The organism is Microbacterium hanjuni, assembly GCF_043556395.1.
Classification (GTDB): domain Bacteria; phylum Actinomycetota; class Actinomycetes; order Actinomycetales; family Microbacteriaceae; genus Microbacterium.
The window spans coordinates 316478-330508 of record NZ_JBIGIK010000001.1; the positions used below are offsets into that span (position 1 = coordinate 316478).

15 protein-coding genes are annotated in these 14031 nt (G+C 68.1%); 7 read left to right on the forward strand and 8 right to left on the reverse strand.

Going from position 1 to position 14031, the window contains the following annotated elements:
• The first annotated feature begins 68 nt into the window (after positions 1–68).
• From tatA to lnt, 4 genes are all read left to right on the forward strand, one after another.
• Positions 69–335, forward strand: coding sequence for a twin-arginine translocase TatA/TatE family subunit (gene tatA / locus ACFXP5_RS01710; RefSeq protein WP_394526454.1), 267 nt, complete (start codon positions 69–71; stop codon positions 333–335).
• A 64-nt stretch (positions 336–399) separates the two neighbouring features.
• Positions 400–1158 carry a twin-arginine translocase subunit TatC gene (gene tatC, locus ACFXP5_RS01715; RefSeq protein ID WP_394543260.1) on the forward strand — a complete coding sequence of 253 codons (759 nt, stop codon included), beginning with the start codon at positions 400–402 and terminating at the stop codon, positions 1156–1158.
• Positions 1155–3638, forward strand: a complete 2484-nt coding sequence (locus tag ACFXP5_RS01720; protein WP_394543261.1) for a DEAD/DEAH box helicase — start codon at positions 1155–1157, stop codon at positions 3636–3638. Before tatC ends, ACFXP5_RS01720 begins: the two co-directional genes overlap by 4 nt.
• Before the next feature lie 50 nt (positions 3639–3688).
• Entirely contained in the window at positions 3689–5239 is a 1551-nt protein-coding gene (gene lnt, locus ACFXP5_RS01725; protein ID WP_394543263.1) for an apolipoprotein N-acyltransferase, read from the forward strand.
• A gap of 26 nt (positions 5240–5265) precedes the next feature.
• Here lnt and ACFXP5_RS01730 read toward each other — a convergent pair whose 3' ends face one another.
• The 4 genes from ACFXP5_RS01730 to ACFXP5_RS01745 form a co-directional block, all read right to left on the reverse strand.
• Complete coding sequence (locus ACFXP5_RS01730; RefSeq protein WP_394526462.1) at positions 5266–5643, reverse strand: RNA polymerase-binding protein RbpA; 378 nt, start codon at positions 5641–5643, stop codon at positions 5266–5268.
• A 95-nt stretch (positions 5644–5738) separates the two neighbouring features.
• Entirely contained in the window at positions 5739–6524 is a 786-nt protein-coding gene (locus ACFXP5_RS01735; RefSeq protein WP_394543264.1) for a glycerophosphodiester phosphodiesterase family protein, read from the reverse strand.
• A gap of 19 nt (positions 6525–6543) precedes the next feature.
• Complete coding sequence (locus ACFXP5_RS01740) at positions 6544–7638, reverse strand: SPFH domain-containing protein (protein ID WP_394543265.1); 1095 nt, start codon at positions 7636–7638, stop codon at positions 6544–6546.
• A complete protein-coding gene (locus ACFXP5_RS01745; protein ID WP_394526468.1) occupies positions 7631–8134 on the reverse strand; it encodes an NfeD family protein in 504 nt (167 codons plus the stop codon). The genes ACFXP5_RS01740 and ACFXP5_RS01745 overlap by 8 nt, the downstream gene beginning before the upstream one ends.
• A gap of 135 nt (positions 8135–8269) precedes the next feature.
• On the opposite strand from ACFXP5_RS01745, the gene ACFXP5_RS01750 reads away from it, so the two are divergent.
• Positions 8270–9043: an SDR family oxidoreductase gene (locus tag ACFXP5_RS01750; protein ID WP_394543266.1), complete on the forward strand. Its 774-nt coding sequence runs from the start codon at positions 8270–8272 to the stop codon at positions 9041–9043.
• On the opposite strand, the gene ACFXP5_RS01755 is transcribed toward ACFXP5_RS01750, so the two are convergent.
• The 3 genes from ACFXP5_RS01755 to ACFXP5_RS01765 form a co-directional block, all read right to left on the reverse strand.
• A complete protein-coding gene (locus ACFXP5_RS01755; protein ID WP_394543267.1) occupies positions 9040–9597 on the reverse strand; it encodes an HdeD family acid-resistance protein in 558 nt (185 codons plus the stop codon). The two genes, ACFXP5_RS01750 and ACFXP5_RS01755, sit on opposite strands and share 4 nt — an antisense overlap.
• An 87-nt stretch (positions 9598–9684) precedes the next feature.
• Positions 9685–10602: an AEC family transporter gene (locus tag ACFXP5_RS01760; protein ID WP_394543268.1), complete on the reverse strand. Its 918-nt coding sequence runs from the start codon at positions 10600–10602 to the stop codon at positions 9685–9687.
• A 24-nt stretch (positions 10603–10626) separates the two neighbouring features.
• The gene (locus ACFXP5_RS01765) at positions 10627–11400 is read right to left on the reverse strand and encodes an AraC family transcriptional regulator (protein WP_394543269.1); all 774 of its coding nucleotides are present in this window, start codon (positions 11398–11400) and stop codon (positions 10627–10629) included.
• A gap of 227 nt (positions 11401–11627) precedes the next feature.
• Here ACFXP5_RS01765 and ACFXP5_RS01770 point away from each other — a divergent pair, with 227 nt between their 5' ends.
• Positions 11628–12266 carry a hypothetical protein gene (locus tag ACFXP5_RS01770; RefSeq protein ID WP_394543270.1) on the forward strand — a complete coding sequence of 213 codons (639 nt, stop codon included), beginning with the start codon at positions 11628–11630 and terminating at the stop codon, positions 12264–12266.
• Here ACFXP5_RS01770 and ACFXP5_RS01775 read toward each other — a convergent pair.
• Entirely contained in the window at positions 12260–13096 is an 837-nt protein-coding gene (locus ACFXP5_RS01775) for a helix-turn-helix domain-containing protein (RefSeq protein WP_394543272.1), read from the reverse strand. The genes ACFXP5_RS01770 and ACFXP5_RS01775 overlap by 7 nt on opposite strands.
• A 146-nt stretch (positions 13097–13242) precedes the next feature.
• On the opposite strand from ACFXP5_RS01775, the gene ACFXP5_RS01780 reads away from it, so the two are divergent.
• Entirely contained in the window at positions 13243–13983 is a 741-nt protein-coding gene (locus tag ACFXP5_RS01780; RefSeq protein ID WP_394543273.1) for an SDR family oxidoreductase, read from the forward strand.
• Positions 13984–14031 lie beyond the last annotated feature (48 nt).

Genomic DNA, 14031 nt, shown 5'->3' on the forward strand with positions numbered 1-14031 from the left:
CGCGTCACCGGCCGTCCACAGCTACGGCACGTAGACTGTGAGCACTTACCCCACGTTGGGAGACGGACATGGGCATCTTCGGCAATGCGTTCAGCGGGTGGCACCTGCTGCTCATCCTCGCGGTAGTTCTGCTTCTGTTCGGCGCGGCCAAACTTCCGGCCCTTGCCAAGAGCATGGGTCAGTCCGCCCGCGTCTTCCGGCGCGAGATCAAGGACATGAAGAAGGACGACCCCGACCCGGTCGTGGTCGACGTCGCTGAAACCCGTGACGTGCCTCGAGACGTGTCCAACGTCTCGGCGGACGCCGCACGCGGGACCACCGAACCCAAGGCGTAACGGGGTCGTGGTCGCGACCCAACCCCCGCGCGTGGGAGATCCCGCGCCCCGGCGTGATCGTCGGATGTCGCTGGGGCAGCACCTCGTCGAGCTGCGCAAGCGCCTGATGATCGCCGTCCTCGGTCTGATCATCGGCATGGTGATCGCGTTCATCATCACCGACCCGGTCATCACCGTCCTCACCGAGCCGATCCGCATCGTCGCGGAAGCGCGCGGCGAAGACCTCGTCGCCCTCAACTTCGCCGGCGTCACCTCGGGCTTCGACCTGCGCATGCGCATCGCGTTCGCCCTGGGACTGTTGCTGTCGGCACCGATCTGGCTCTGGCAGCTCTGGGCCTTCGTCGTGCCCGGTCTCACCCGCTCCGAGGTGCGGTACACGATCGGCTTCGTCGCGGCGGCCATCCCGCTCTTCTTCGGCGGCTGCGCCGTCGGCGTCGTGATCATGCCGCACATCATCGAGCTCATGGCGACGTTCGTGCCCCAGCAGGGCGCGCAATTGTTCGATGCGGCCACCTACTACGACTTCGTCTTCAAGCTCCTCATCGTGATCGGGGTGGCCTTCGTCCTGCCCGTCTTCCTCGTCGCCTTGAACCTCGCCGGCGTGATGAGCGGTCGAGGCATCCTCCGGGGCTGGCGGGTCGCGATCCTCGTCGCGACCGTCTTCGCCGCTCTCGCCACCCCCGCCGCCGACGTGATCAGCATGGTGATGCTCGCCGGCATTCTGATCGTGCTGTTCTTCGCTGCGGCCGGCCTTTCAATGCTCTTCGATCGCCGTCGACGCAAGCGCGAGGCCACTCTCCTTCCGCCCGAGGAGCTCGCTTGAGCGCGCTGAGTCCCGCCGAGCGCTTCGCTCAAGCGGCGCAGCGGTCGCAGCATCCGCTCACCACGGAGTTCGCCGCCTCGCAGCGCTTCGAACTCGACGACTTCCAGATCGCCGGGTGCCAGGCCCTCGAAGACGGTCGGAGCGTGCTGGTCGCCGCCCCCACCGGGGCCGGCAAGACGATCGTGGGGGAGTTCGCGATCCACCTCGCGATGCTCGAGCCCGGGGACAAGGCCTTCTACACGACGCCCATCAAGGCGCTGTCGAACCAGAAGTTCCGCGAGCTCGTCGAGGTCTACGGGCCCGACGACGTCGGACTGCTCACGGGTGACACGAACATCAACGGTTCCGCCCGCATCGTCGTGATGACCACCGAGGTCCTGCGCAACATGCTGTACGCGGACTCGGGCGCCCTCCGAGGTCTCCGCTACGTCGTCATGGACGAGGTGCACTACCTCGCCGACCGGTTCCGCGGGGCGGTATGGGAGGAAGTGATCATCCACCTCCCGCCGAGCGTGCGGCTCGTGTCGCTGTCGGCGACGGTCTCCAACGCCGAGGAGTTCGGCGACTGGCTCGACACGGTGCGCGGTGACACCGCGGTGATCGTGTCCGAGATCCGGCCCGTCCCCCTCGAGCAACACGTGCTGGTGCGGGGCGACCTGCTGCCGCTCTTCGACGACCGCGCGGGCGTCGCGACGGCAGCGGTGAACCAGGAGCTCATGCGCATCCGTTCCGGAAGCGCCACGACCTTCGAGAACAACCGCCGCGCACAGTCGACGCGCAGTGCCCGCCAGGCCGGCCACGAGGCGCCCCGCCGCGGAGCGCACCGCGGGGGACAGCGACAGGTGAGCCCCGCGCAGGCCCAGCGCATCGAGCGCCTCGATCGGCCCGACGTGATCAAGCTGCTGGAGCGGGCCAACCTGCTGCCCGCGATCTTCTTCATCTTCAGTCGCGTCGGATGCGAGGCGGCGGTGCAGCAAGTGCGCCGTTCGGGGCTGCGCCTGACGACGCCCGAGGAGCGCACCGAGATCCGCCGGGTCGTGCAGGAGCGCACGCGCAACCTGCTCGAGGAAGACCTCGCCGTCCTGGGGTTCTGGGAGTGGCGCGAGAACCTCGAACGCGGCGTCGCCGCCCACCACGCCGGCATGCTCCCCGCGTTCAAAGAGGTCGTCGAGGAGCTGTTCAAGCGCAAGCTCGTCAAAGCGGTGTTCGCCACCGAGACGCTCGCCCTCGGCATCAACATGCCCGCGCGCACCGTGGTGCTGGAAAAGCTCGAGAAGTTCAACGGTGAGGCGCGTGTCGCGATCACCTCGGGGGAGTACACCCAGCTGACCGGCCGCGCCGGTCGACGGGGCATCGATGTCGAGGGCCACGCGGTGATCCAGTGGACCGCGGCGCTCGACCCGCAGGCGGTCGCCGCGCTCGCCTCCCGGCGCACCTACCCGCTGAACTCGAGTTTCCGCCCGACCTACAACATGGCCGTGAACCTCATCGACCAGTTCGGGCGCGCGCGTTCGCGCGAGATCCTCGAGTCCTCGTTCGCGCAATTCCAGGCCGATCGCGCCGTCGTGGGTCTCGCCCGCCAGGTGCGCGAGGCCGAGGAGTCCCTCGCCGGGTACGAAGCGTCGATGACCTGCGACCGGGGCGACTTCCGCGAGTACTCCTCGATCCGACGCGAGCTGTCGGACCTCGAGAAGATCCAGCGTCGAGACGCGACCGCCTCCCGTGCCACGCGCGATGAGCGACTGAAGCAGATCGACACGCTCCGCAAGCGCATGCAGCGCCATCCCGCCCACGCGTGCCCCGATCGGGAGAATCACGCCCGATGGGCCGAGCGGTACTGGAAGCTGCGCAAGAGCACGGACAAGATCCGTCGCCAGATCGAGCAGCGCACCGGCACGGTCGCGCGCATCTTCGACCGGGTCGTCGACGTCCTCACGGCGCTCGACTACATCGCGGTGGTCGACGGTCAAGAGGTGCTGACGCCGGCGGGCCGCACGATGCGCCGCATCTACGGCGAACGCGACCTCCTGGTCGCCGAATCGATCCGTCGTGAGCTGTGGAAGGGCCTCGACGCGCCCGCTCTCGCGGCCCTCGCCTGCAGCCTCGTGTACGAGCCGCGCCGCGACGACGCCGGCCCGGGGGAGCATGGACTGCCGCGCGGAGCCTTCCGTCAGGCGTTGAGCGAGACCGAGACTCTCTGGCAGCAGCTCGACGACCTCGAACGCGACCACCACCTGCCCGGCACCGAACCGATCGCCACCGGACTCGCCTCGGCGATGTACCAGTGGGCGCGCGGAGTGCCGCTCGATCGGGTGCTGGTCGACGCCGACATGGCGGCGGGCGACTTCGTGCGGTGGGCGAAGCAGACGATCGACCTGCTCGACCAGATCTCGCTCGTGGCGCCGGCCGCTCTCGGTGGGACGGCGCGCAAAGCGCTGGACGCGGTGCGCCGCGGCATCGTCGCGTACGGCGCATCCTGAACGCGCGCGGCTCAGCCCGCCCCCAGGCGGGCGATCGTAGGGTGGAATCCGTGCACCGAACCGCGTCCCCGCGTCCTCTGCTTCCGCTCTGGGCGGCGTCGATCACCGCGGTCGTCGCCGGGTTCGCCCTCGACCTGGCTTTCCCCGACGTCGGCTGGTGGCCGCTCGCGTTCGTCGGGGTCGGGTTCTCCCTCGTCTCCCTGATCGGACGCAGCGTCCGCGGTGCCCTGCTCGTCGGACTGCTGTTCGCCGGAGCTTTCTGGTTCGTGCACGTGGACTGGACATCGCGCTACCTCGGGGTCGTGCCGTGGTTCGCCCTGGCGGGCCTGGAGACCCTCCTGATGGGGCTCGGCGCCATCCCGATCGCGCTGGCGTATCGCTGGGTTCCCCGGCTGCTTCCGGCGCGCTGGGTGCAGCTGACGGTGCTTCCGGCCTTCGTAGCGGGCCTTTGGACGATGCGCGAACTCGTGCTCGGCTCGTGGCCGTACACCGGTTTCCCGTGGGGTCGGCTCGGTATGAGCCAGTCAGAGAGCCCGCTCGCGAATCTCGCGTCGTGGGTGGGGGTGAGCGGGCTGACCTTCCTGATGGTCGCGTTCGTCGCGGCCTTGGTGCAGTACACGCGCGAGCGTCGGCTCCGCGACCTCCGCGCGGCCATCCCGGCCGCCGTTCTCGCGGTGCTGCTGGTGGCCGTTCCGGCCTTTCCGACGACGGATGCCGGAACGATGCGGGTAGGCAGCGTGCAGGGCAACGGGCCGAGCGGCTACTTCGACCGGCGCGAGCGCGGCGACATCCTGGCGGCCCAGCTCGCAGCATCCTCCCCCCTGCTCGACGAAGACCTGGACGTGCTGTTGTGGCCGGAGGGCGGCATCGACTCCGACCCGCTGTCCAATGCCAGCACGGCGTCGACCCTCGACGCCCTCTCGCGGCGCATCGACGCCCCGCTCATCGTGAACGCCGCCACCGAGCGCGGAGCCGATGTCTTCAACACCTCGATGCTGTGGCGCGCGGGCGAGGGCGCGGTCGCGCTGCACGACAAGGCCTACCCGGTGCCCTTCGGCGAGTACGTGCCCGATCGGTGGTTCTTCCAGATGCTGGCACCCGACCTGATCGGACTGATCGGGCGCGAGTACACCCCGGGAACGAACGCCCCGATGTTCGACGTCGACGGCGTCAAGGTCGGCCTGGCGATCTGCTTCGACGTGATCTACGACGACGTGATCCGCCAGGGCGCCCGCGACGGCGCCGAGGTGTACATGTTCCAGACCAACAACGCCGACTTCCGCGCGACGGACGAGAACCTGCAGCAATTGGCGTTCGCGCGGATGCGGGCGATCGAGACCGGACGCAGCGCCGTGAACATCTCCACCGTCGGAACCAGCCAGGTGATCGCGCCGGACGGATCGGTGATCGACGAACTACCGGCCGACGTCGCGGGGGCGATGCTCACCGAGGTGCCGTTGCGGACGGGGATCACCCCCGCGGTCGTCATCGGATCAGGGGTGCAGGCCGTGCTGGGGTGGGGGAGTGCGGCGGCGATCGCACTGCTGGGCGTCGTGGTGTTCACCCGCCGTGCACGCACGAAGAAGACGCCGACCCCCTGAGGGACCGGCGTCTTGGAATCGTGTTCTCAGGCGCTGAGCTTCGTCACGTTCTCGCCCGATCCGCGGCGTGCGCGGATGAAGGCCAGGCGCTCTTCGAGCAGCTCTTCGAGCTCGGGAAGCGAGCGACGCTCGAGCAGCATGTCCCAGTGGGTACGGGGAGCCTTGTCGTCGCTGTGGTCGACCGTCGCGGTCGTGTCGCCGATGCGGCGGAGCGCTTCGGCGCCGCACGTGCGGCATTCCCAGCTGTCGGGAACCTCTGCGTCGGCAGCGAACGTCAGGGTGCTGTCACGCCCGCAGACGGTGCAGGTGTAGGTGTGCTGTGCACGGTCATGAAAAACGACGCCCTCTTCGCTCTGTAAGCTCTGGGCGCCGAGTCGGATGCCGCGGAGACTGCGGTCTGCCATTTTGTGGGGTCCTCTCGTCGCGTTTCAGGTATAACGCTCAGACCTGGGCGATCCATCCGAAGGACGGCGCGGCCCGGGCCTTTCACAGTCGATGCTCAGCGTGCGCCGTGCAGCACCTCGAGGGCGAGGTCGGCGCGATCGGTCACGATCCCGTCGCAGCCCAACTCGATGAGGCGCTGCATCTCGGGCGCTTCGTTGATCGTCCAGACGTGCACTTCGACCTCGGCCAGGTGTGCGGCGGCCAGCAGTCGTGGACTCAGGACGCGGATCGGGCCCTGCCGTTCGGGGATCTGGAGCGCGTCGACGTCGCGCAACATCCGCACCGCGAGACGGTTGGAGCGCAGCGTGAGCGCGGTCAGGAACTCGAGCATCCCGCGGCGTCCCGCCGAGGTGGCGGGGCGGATCGCCGCACCCGCGTCGGCGGCCGCCTGCAATGCCGTCAGGCGGCGTTCGTCGGAGAAGCTCGTGACGAGGACGCGTCCGGCGTGCGGAGCGACGACACGTCCCACCGGGACGGCGGCGGCCTCGGCCTTGACGTCGAGGTTGAACCGCACGTCGGGGAAGGAGTCGAGCGCCTGGGCGAGGGTGATGAGCCCACCGCGATCGGCCATGAGGTCATCCAACTCCGCCGCGGACACGTCGGCGATCTTGCGAGGGTCGCCCGTCACCCGGGAAAGATCGTCGTCGTGGAAGAGCACCACCACGCCGTCCCGCGTGAGGTGGCAGTCCGATTCGACGAAGACCGCGCCGGCCGCGTGCGCGGCGGCGACGGCCGCGAAGGAATTCTCCACGACCCCGTGCTGGGCAGCATCCGCCGTCACCAGTCCCCGATGAGCGAACACCCGGGGCAGCGGTGTGCCGGCGAAGAAGGGATGCGTCATCTCGGACGCCCCTCTCCGGTCACGCCGGGTCCGCCGGACCGGGGGAGGGGCGAACCTCGCCCGCGCCCGAAGGGAGGGAGGAGCGCGCTTGAGCGGCGATGTCGTCGGCGGCGCTGGCGGCCTCGCGGGCGGCGGCGAGGGCCGCCTCGACGCCGGCCGCGTCGATCTGCGGCGCGGGGCGCTGCCCCGGCGGTCGAGGCGGTGACGGGGGAGCGGTGTCGCGTCCGCCGAACGCTTCGCCGATGCCCTTCAGCGCCTCCGTCAATTCGCTCGGGATGATCCAGAGCTTGTTGGAGGCGCCCTCGCTGATCTTCGGCAGCATCTGCAGGTACTGGTAGGCGAGGAGCTTGTCGTCGGGCTCGCCGAGGTGGATGGCGTTGAACACCATCTGGATCGCCTCGGACTCACCCTGCGCGCGCAGCACGGCCGCTTGCTTGTCGCCTTCTGCGCTGAGGATCTCAGCCTGTCGGCGTCCTTCGGCCATGAGGATCTGGGACTGCTTGGATCCCTCGGCGGTGAGGATCGCGGCGCGGCGATCGCGCTCGGCGCGCATCTGCTTCTCCATCGAGTCCTGGATGGAGAGAGGCGGGTCGATCGCCTTGAGCTCCACCCGCGACACGCGCAGACCCCATTTGCCGGTCGCCTCATCGAGGACGACCCGCAACTGGCCGTTGATGTTGTCGCGGCTGGTGAGGGCCTGCTCTAGATTCAGTCCACCGACCACGTTGCGCAGCGTCGTGGTGGTGAGCTGCTCGACCGCGCTGAGGTAGTTGGCGATCTCATAGGTCGCGGCGCGCGCGTCGGTCACCTGGAAGTAGACGACGGTGTCGATCGAGACGACCAGGTTGTCTTCGGTGATCACGGGCTGCGGCGGGAAGGAGACGACCTGCTCGCGCATGTCGACGAGCGGGCGCACCCGGTCGACGAACGGGATGAGGATGTTCAGACCCGGGCTGAGGGTGCGCTGGTACCGGCCCAGTCGCTCCACGACACCCGCGTACGCCTGCGGGATGATGCGGATCGAGCGGACGATGACCACGATCGCGAAGATCGCGATGACGATGAGAAGGACGATCACGAAGATCTGTCCGATGAAAGCTCCGACGTCAACCATTGTGTGAGCTCTCCTCTCCGGCTGCTGCCGGTTTCGGTGGTGCCGGCGAGACTTCGACCGTGGCTCCGTGCACGGAGTCGACGATGACGCGATCTCCCACGCCCGGGGCGGGGGAGGAGAGGGTCTCGGGCAGGCGAGCCGTCCAAGTCTCACCGTTGTCGAGCCTCACCGATCCCGACCCGGTGAGGAAGGGGGTGACGACGCGGCCGCTGATGCCGTATAGGGCATCCACATTGGTGCGCGCCGGTGGTGCGCCGCGATTGAGCAGCCGCAACAGAAGGGGCCGGATCGTGAACAGCAGGAGCCCCGCCAAGGCCGCGGCCGCGGCGACCTGCAGCCACCAGGGGCCGCCGAGCAGGTTCACACCGAGTCCGCCGATCAGCGAACCGGCGGCGAGCATGAGGAACGTGAACTCGAGCGTCAGCAATTCGATGATCACGAAGACCAGCGCGAACACCAACCACACGATCCAGATGTACTGCGTGAGATCCGGCATCGTTGCACGTCCTTCCGGGGCCCGTCTTCCGACCATAACAGCCGGGGGTCGCCGGGCCCGAGGGCAACGGCGGCGGTTGATAAGGTCGAACGGTTCCAGCGCATCCCGCGGGGTTCGATCCGATCAGGAGTCCGTATGTCCCAGCCTCTCGAAGCCGATTCGCTCCGCGGCAAGACGGTGCTCGTCACCGGTTCATCGCGCGGTATCGGTGCCGATACGGTGCGGTACTTCGCCCAGGCCGGCGCGGACGTCGTCATCAACTACCGCAACAAGGCGCCGCGCGCGGAGAAGCTCGCCACCGAGATGCGGGAGCTCGGGGTACAAGCCCTCGTCGTGGGCGCCGACCTCACCGATTCGCTGTCGATCGACGCGATGCTCTCCGAGGTGGAGCGCACCTTCGGCGGCATCGACGTGCTCGTCCTCAACGCCTCGGGTGGCATGGAGGCCGGGATGGCGGAGGATTACGCGCTGCAGCTCAATCGCGACGCGCAGGTCAACCTGTTGGCGAAGGCGTTGCCGCTGCTCGGTCGCGGATCGCGGGTCGTGTTCGTCACGAGCCACCAAGCCCACTTCATCCGCACCACCCCGACGATGCCCGAGTACGAGCCGGTGGCGCTGTCCAAGCGGGCGGGCGAAGATGCTCTGCGCGCGGCGATCCCCGATCTCGACGAGCGGGGGATCGGCTTCGTCGTCGTCTCGGGGGACATGATCGAGGGCACCATCACGGCGACCCTGCTGGAGCGGGCCAATCCCGGCGCCATCTCGTCGCGGCGCGAGTCTGCCGGCAAGCTCTACAACGTGTCGGAGTTCGCCGCCGAAGTGGCGCGCGCCGCGGTCGATCCGATCCCTGCGGATCACACCCGACTCGTCGGCGACACGGCCGGCTTCGGCGGCGAGTCGACCGACTAGACGGCGCTGCGCGCGAACGTGAAGGCGCGCACCACCTGGACGATGCCCAGGACGATCAGTCCGATGCCGAGGAACAACCAGAGCAGCGCGACATACAGCGGGGAGAACAGCAGGGTCACGCCGGCGATCACGCTGATGATGGCGTAGAAGATGGTCCATCCCTTCGACGCGGAGCCCGAGATGGTCGACAGCGACACGACGCCCTCGACGATCCACAGGATGCCGACGAAGACGCCGAGGAAGAGCGCGAAGCTCACCGTGGCGACGGGGATGTTGGCGAGGGCGATGATGCCGGCGATCACGAACAGCACGCCGAGCACGATGTGCCCGATACGCGACCACCCGCCCGAAGCGCGGGTGAAGAAGCCGAGACCGACGTAGACGAGACCGACGACGATGGCCCAGATCGCGATGATCGCGGTGGCGACCTCGGCGGTGCGGCCGGGCCAGACGAGGATGAGGATGCCGACGATGATCGACAACGCTCCTCCGACGCCGAGCGCCGTCCGGATGGTGGACGACGCGGATCGGTCGAACATAGTGGATGAGGTCATGGCTAAGCCTTCCTGAAAGAACCCTGTGAACCCGAGTGTAGGGACGCGCGGGGGACAGGGGGAGGCCCTGACAGGAACCCCGACCGCTCAGCCCAGCAGGAGGGCGGCCAGGAAGAGAACGGGGATGCACCCGATCGTGGTCAGGAAGATCGTGTCGCGCGAGATGATCTCGCCGATGTCGTAGCGCTGCGCGTAGTTGAAGACGTTCTGGGCGGTGGGTAGCGCTGCGAGAACGACGACCACGAGTCGCTGCTCGGGCGGCAGCGAAAAGGCCATCGCCAGCAGCAGGGCGATCACCGGCATGACGACGAGTTTGAGCGCCGTGGCGATGAGCACGTCGGTGCGGCGGCCGCGCGCGGTGAGCACACGCTGGCCGTGCAGCGAGATGCCGAACGAGATCAGCATGATCGGCACGCACGCGTTCGCGACGAGCACGAGCGGATCGAGAACGATCGTGGGGAGCTCGATCCCCGAGAGCGCGACCAGCACCCCGAGGGCGGAACCGATCAGCATCGGGTTGCGGGCGGTCTGGCGGAGGATGCGGCGCGCCGACCGGGTGCCCGTGGTCGCAGCATCCAACATCGCCAAGGCGATCGGCATGACGATGAGGAGCTGGAAAAGGATCACCGGGGCGGAGAACGCCGCGTTCCCGAGCATGTACAGCGAGATCGGGATGCCGATGTTGTTCGAGTTGACCAGCCCGCCCGACAGCGCGCCGATCACGGTCTCGCCGAGGCCCCGCCGCAGTACGAAACGAGCAAGTAGCGCGTAGACGGCGAAGATGATCGCGGCGGTGAGCATCGACACCGGGAGGAGCGCGGAGAACAGCGTGGCGACATCGGCGTCGGACAGCACGACGAACAACAGGAACGGCGACAGCACGAAGAACGTGAGCCGGCTCAGCACATAGCGGGCGTGTTCGCCCAGCAGATCGATGCGCCCGATGAGATAGCCGACGACGATGGCCACCCCGACGACGACGAAGCCGGTCAGGACGCCGAGCACGCGCTCATCCGCCGTCGTCCGTGGTCACCTGTCCACTGTAGACAACCGGGCGTGCGCTTCGACGGTGGGGCGTTGGCCCGGCGCGGTGGACGCCGCCAGGGCTGCCGGTCGCGAGTCACCCAGTCTCTCCAGTGTGAGCGTGGGAGCGAGGCCGCCGAAGGAACGGAAATCATGGACCAGGTGCATCTGATCGAAGTACCCGGCTTCGGCTGCGATGTCGGTCCAGGAGCGGTGCGGCATTCGGACCCGGGTGTCGAGGGCTGATTGAAACCGTGCCACCCGCGCGAACCGCTTCGGCGTGATGCCCAGGTCTCTCCCGAAATCCCGTTCCAGTTGTCGGACGCTGAGGTGTAGTCGCGAGGCGAGCTCGACGATGCCTACTCTGCCGCCGCGACGTGTCAGCAGTTCGGCGGCCGCAGTGCTGGGGGAGTCGTCCGCGTCCGGACTCGCGTGACGGATCAGGAACGCTTCTGCGAGCCGGACCCGACGGGTGAAGTCCGTGGTCTCGGCAAGGGCGTCCCACAGCTCGGCCACGGGGGCCTGCAACACGTCGGCGGCCTCGGCATGCGTCTCCATCACCGCACTGACGGGCACGCGGAACAGTGACCGCAGCGCCGCCGGCTGGAGGAAGATCGCGAAGGAGTCGATGCTGCCGGCCAAGTGAAGGCCGGTGCCGGCGAAGGTGTGTGGGCCGACCACGCTCATGGCATGTGCAGATTCCCAGTGCCCGCCCCGCGAGCGCACCGTGGGGACGGCGCCGAAGTCGAGCTGGATGACCGTCTCCAAGAAGGCAGGCATCGGTTGCTCCCCGACGATGCCGCTGATGCGGCGCTGCGCGAAAGCTCGCACGTAGCGGCGGAGCCGGGGCGACGCCGGAGCCGAATGCACGGTGCGCATCGAGTGCGAATCCCTCCCGCCGGCGGCATACCTGTCGCGTTTTTACTAGGCGGCCGGCAGCTCGCGCTCCGAGGATGAGCGTGCGCACAGCCTGACAGAGGCGACCCCGACCCGCGAGGAGAGATTTCATGTCCGCAGTGTTCTACAGCGCCTGGTTGGTGCGTCGAGGGAGCCTGGGCTGGGCCACCCACGAGGCGAAGTTTCCGAACATGTCGGTGCTGGCCCACATCCAACTCAGCGCCTTCGCGCTCCACGACGGCGAACGGTTCGAGCAGTTCGGCCGTCACTACGCCCTGGCCTACATCGAGACCGTCAACACACCCACACCGGGGTGGGGCGGCTACCGCTGGCCGAAACCCAACAAGGAGACCGATAATCACGTGTGGTTGGAGACCGACCATCTCACCTTCCGGCTGCAGGCGGAGGGCGTCTCGACCTGTTCGGCGCTCGGTCTCATCCACGACGTCGGGGAGGCCGGCTCGTCGGGCCTGAGGAAGATGACCGACAGCGTCGACTTCGCCATTTTCGACGACGACGGCGTGGTTGTCGGAACCCACCGGGCGGTCCAGCTGGAGGGAGGCGAACGACTGGACCGGGATGCTATCCAGGAGGGCGTTGTCGAGCGTGCCGCCGCGGAGTCGGATCGCCCCGTGGACATCACCCCGGTGGATCTGAGTCGCATTCCGTCGGCGGCGGACTTCCGGATCGACCTGAGGACGCGCCGCCCGATTCCGCCGCGCTCAGCGGCAGCATCCGATCGTCAGTGACTCGCTGTTCCCGGTGGCGGGGCGGCGAGCGTGTCGAGGATCCGGAGTCGTTCTGCGCTCGGGCTGTTCTCCTCGGCGTAGTAGACGACGAGGACGAAGTCCTCGACCTGCATCTTGTCTCGATGCAGCTGCAACTCACCGATGATCGGGTGACGGATCTGGACGGCGCCTCCGACGAAGTTCCGGACCCCCTGGCGCGCCCATTCTTCTCGGAAGCGTGCACTGGCGAGAGAGAGCTCACCGACGAGCTCGATGGCTCTGGCGTCGTCGATGTTGTCCGCTATCGAATGCCGGAACAGCGCGACGAAGGTGCTCACCGAGCCCTCCCAGTCCTGGTGGAACTCGCGTTCCTCGGGATCCAGGAGGAGCGAACGCAGTCGGTTGTTGCCCGGAGCAAGCCGTGGTGAGAACGCCAGCGCCGATGCGTTCGCGGCGAGGACGTCGAAATATCGTCCTTCGATGAACGCTGGTGCAGCGATGGAGGCGAGCAAGTGGTGCAGCCGCGCCGGAACCCGCTCCTCACGCGGACGTCGCCGGGCGCGTGGATGCGGACTGCCCAGACTCATCAGGTACGCCGTTTCGGTCTCGTCCAGCTGCAGCACCCGCGCGAGCGCCTCGAGGACCTGCATCGACGGGTTGCTGTCCCGGCCGCGCTCCAGGCGCAGGTAGTAGTCCGCGCTGATTCCCGCCAGAAGCGCGACTTCTTCACGCCTCAGCCCCGGGACTCGTCTGTTCGCCCCGACGGTGAGGCCGACGCGCTCAGGTCTCAGGAGCGCGCGGCGGGCCTGCAGGTAACCGCCCAGTCTGTTCGCTCCGCCCTCGTCGTCCACAACCGCCACCGTAGTTGCGATGGCGCCGCTGGGGGAGGCCCTGCGAATCCCCGGACCAGCAGGGATCTCCCTCATCGACAGCAGCCTGGCGACCATGGGATAGACGCCGCGCGAACAGCGACGAGTCACCAACGGAAGAAGACGCCATGAACATCACCGGACGAACGGTACTCATCGTCGGAGGCACCTCCGGCATCGGGCTCGGACTCGCTCGCCGATTCGAGCGAGCAGGAAGCACCGTCGTCGTCGGCGGACGCAACGTCGATCGCGTCCCTGACCTCGAGACCGTCCAGATCGACGTCACCGACCCCGACTCGGTGAACCGAGCCCGAGACGAGGTCCTCCAGCGCCATCCGGGGCTCGACGTCGTCGTGACCATGTCCGGTGTCATGATCCCCGAGGACCTTCGTGATCCCGCGCACTTCGCCGCGGCCGAGACGACCATCGCCGTGAACCTCACCGGCACCATCAGAGTCATCGATGCCTTCACCCCGCACCTCATCGCGCAGGGCGGCGGGGACATCGTGACCGTGACTTCCGGTATCGCCTTTCTGCCGTTCCCGCTCATGCCGACGTACGGTGCCTCGAAGGCGGCCGTGCACGCGTACACGGAGGCGCTCCGTCCGCAGTTGGCGGACGTCGGGATCCATGTCACAGAGCTCGTTCCCCCGGCGGTCGCCACTGAGGCGCAAGCCGGGATGAACCCCGCGGCGCTTCCTGTCGACGACTACCTCGACGAGGTCATGAAGCTCCTGACGGCGCCGGACGCCCCGAACGAGATCGTCGTCGACGCCGCCCAGCACCTCCGCTGGGCGGAACGCGACGGCACCTACGACGAGCTGCTCGCTCAGCGCTCGAAGGCGCTCGCCATGCTCCCCGGCCACTGACCGGCACTCGGTCCCCACATCACCCCCCGACTGCTACACCGGCACCGC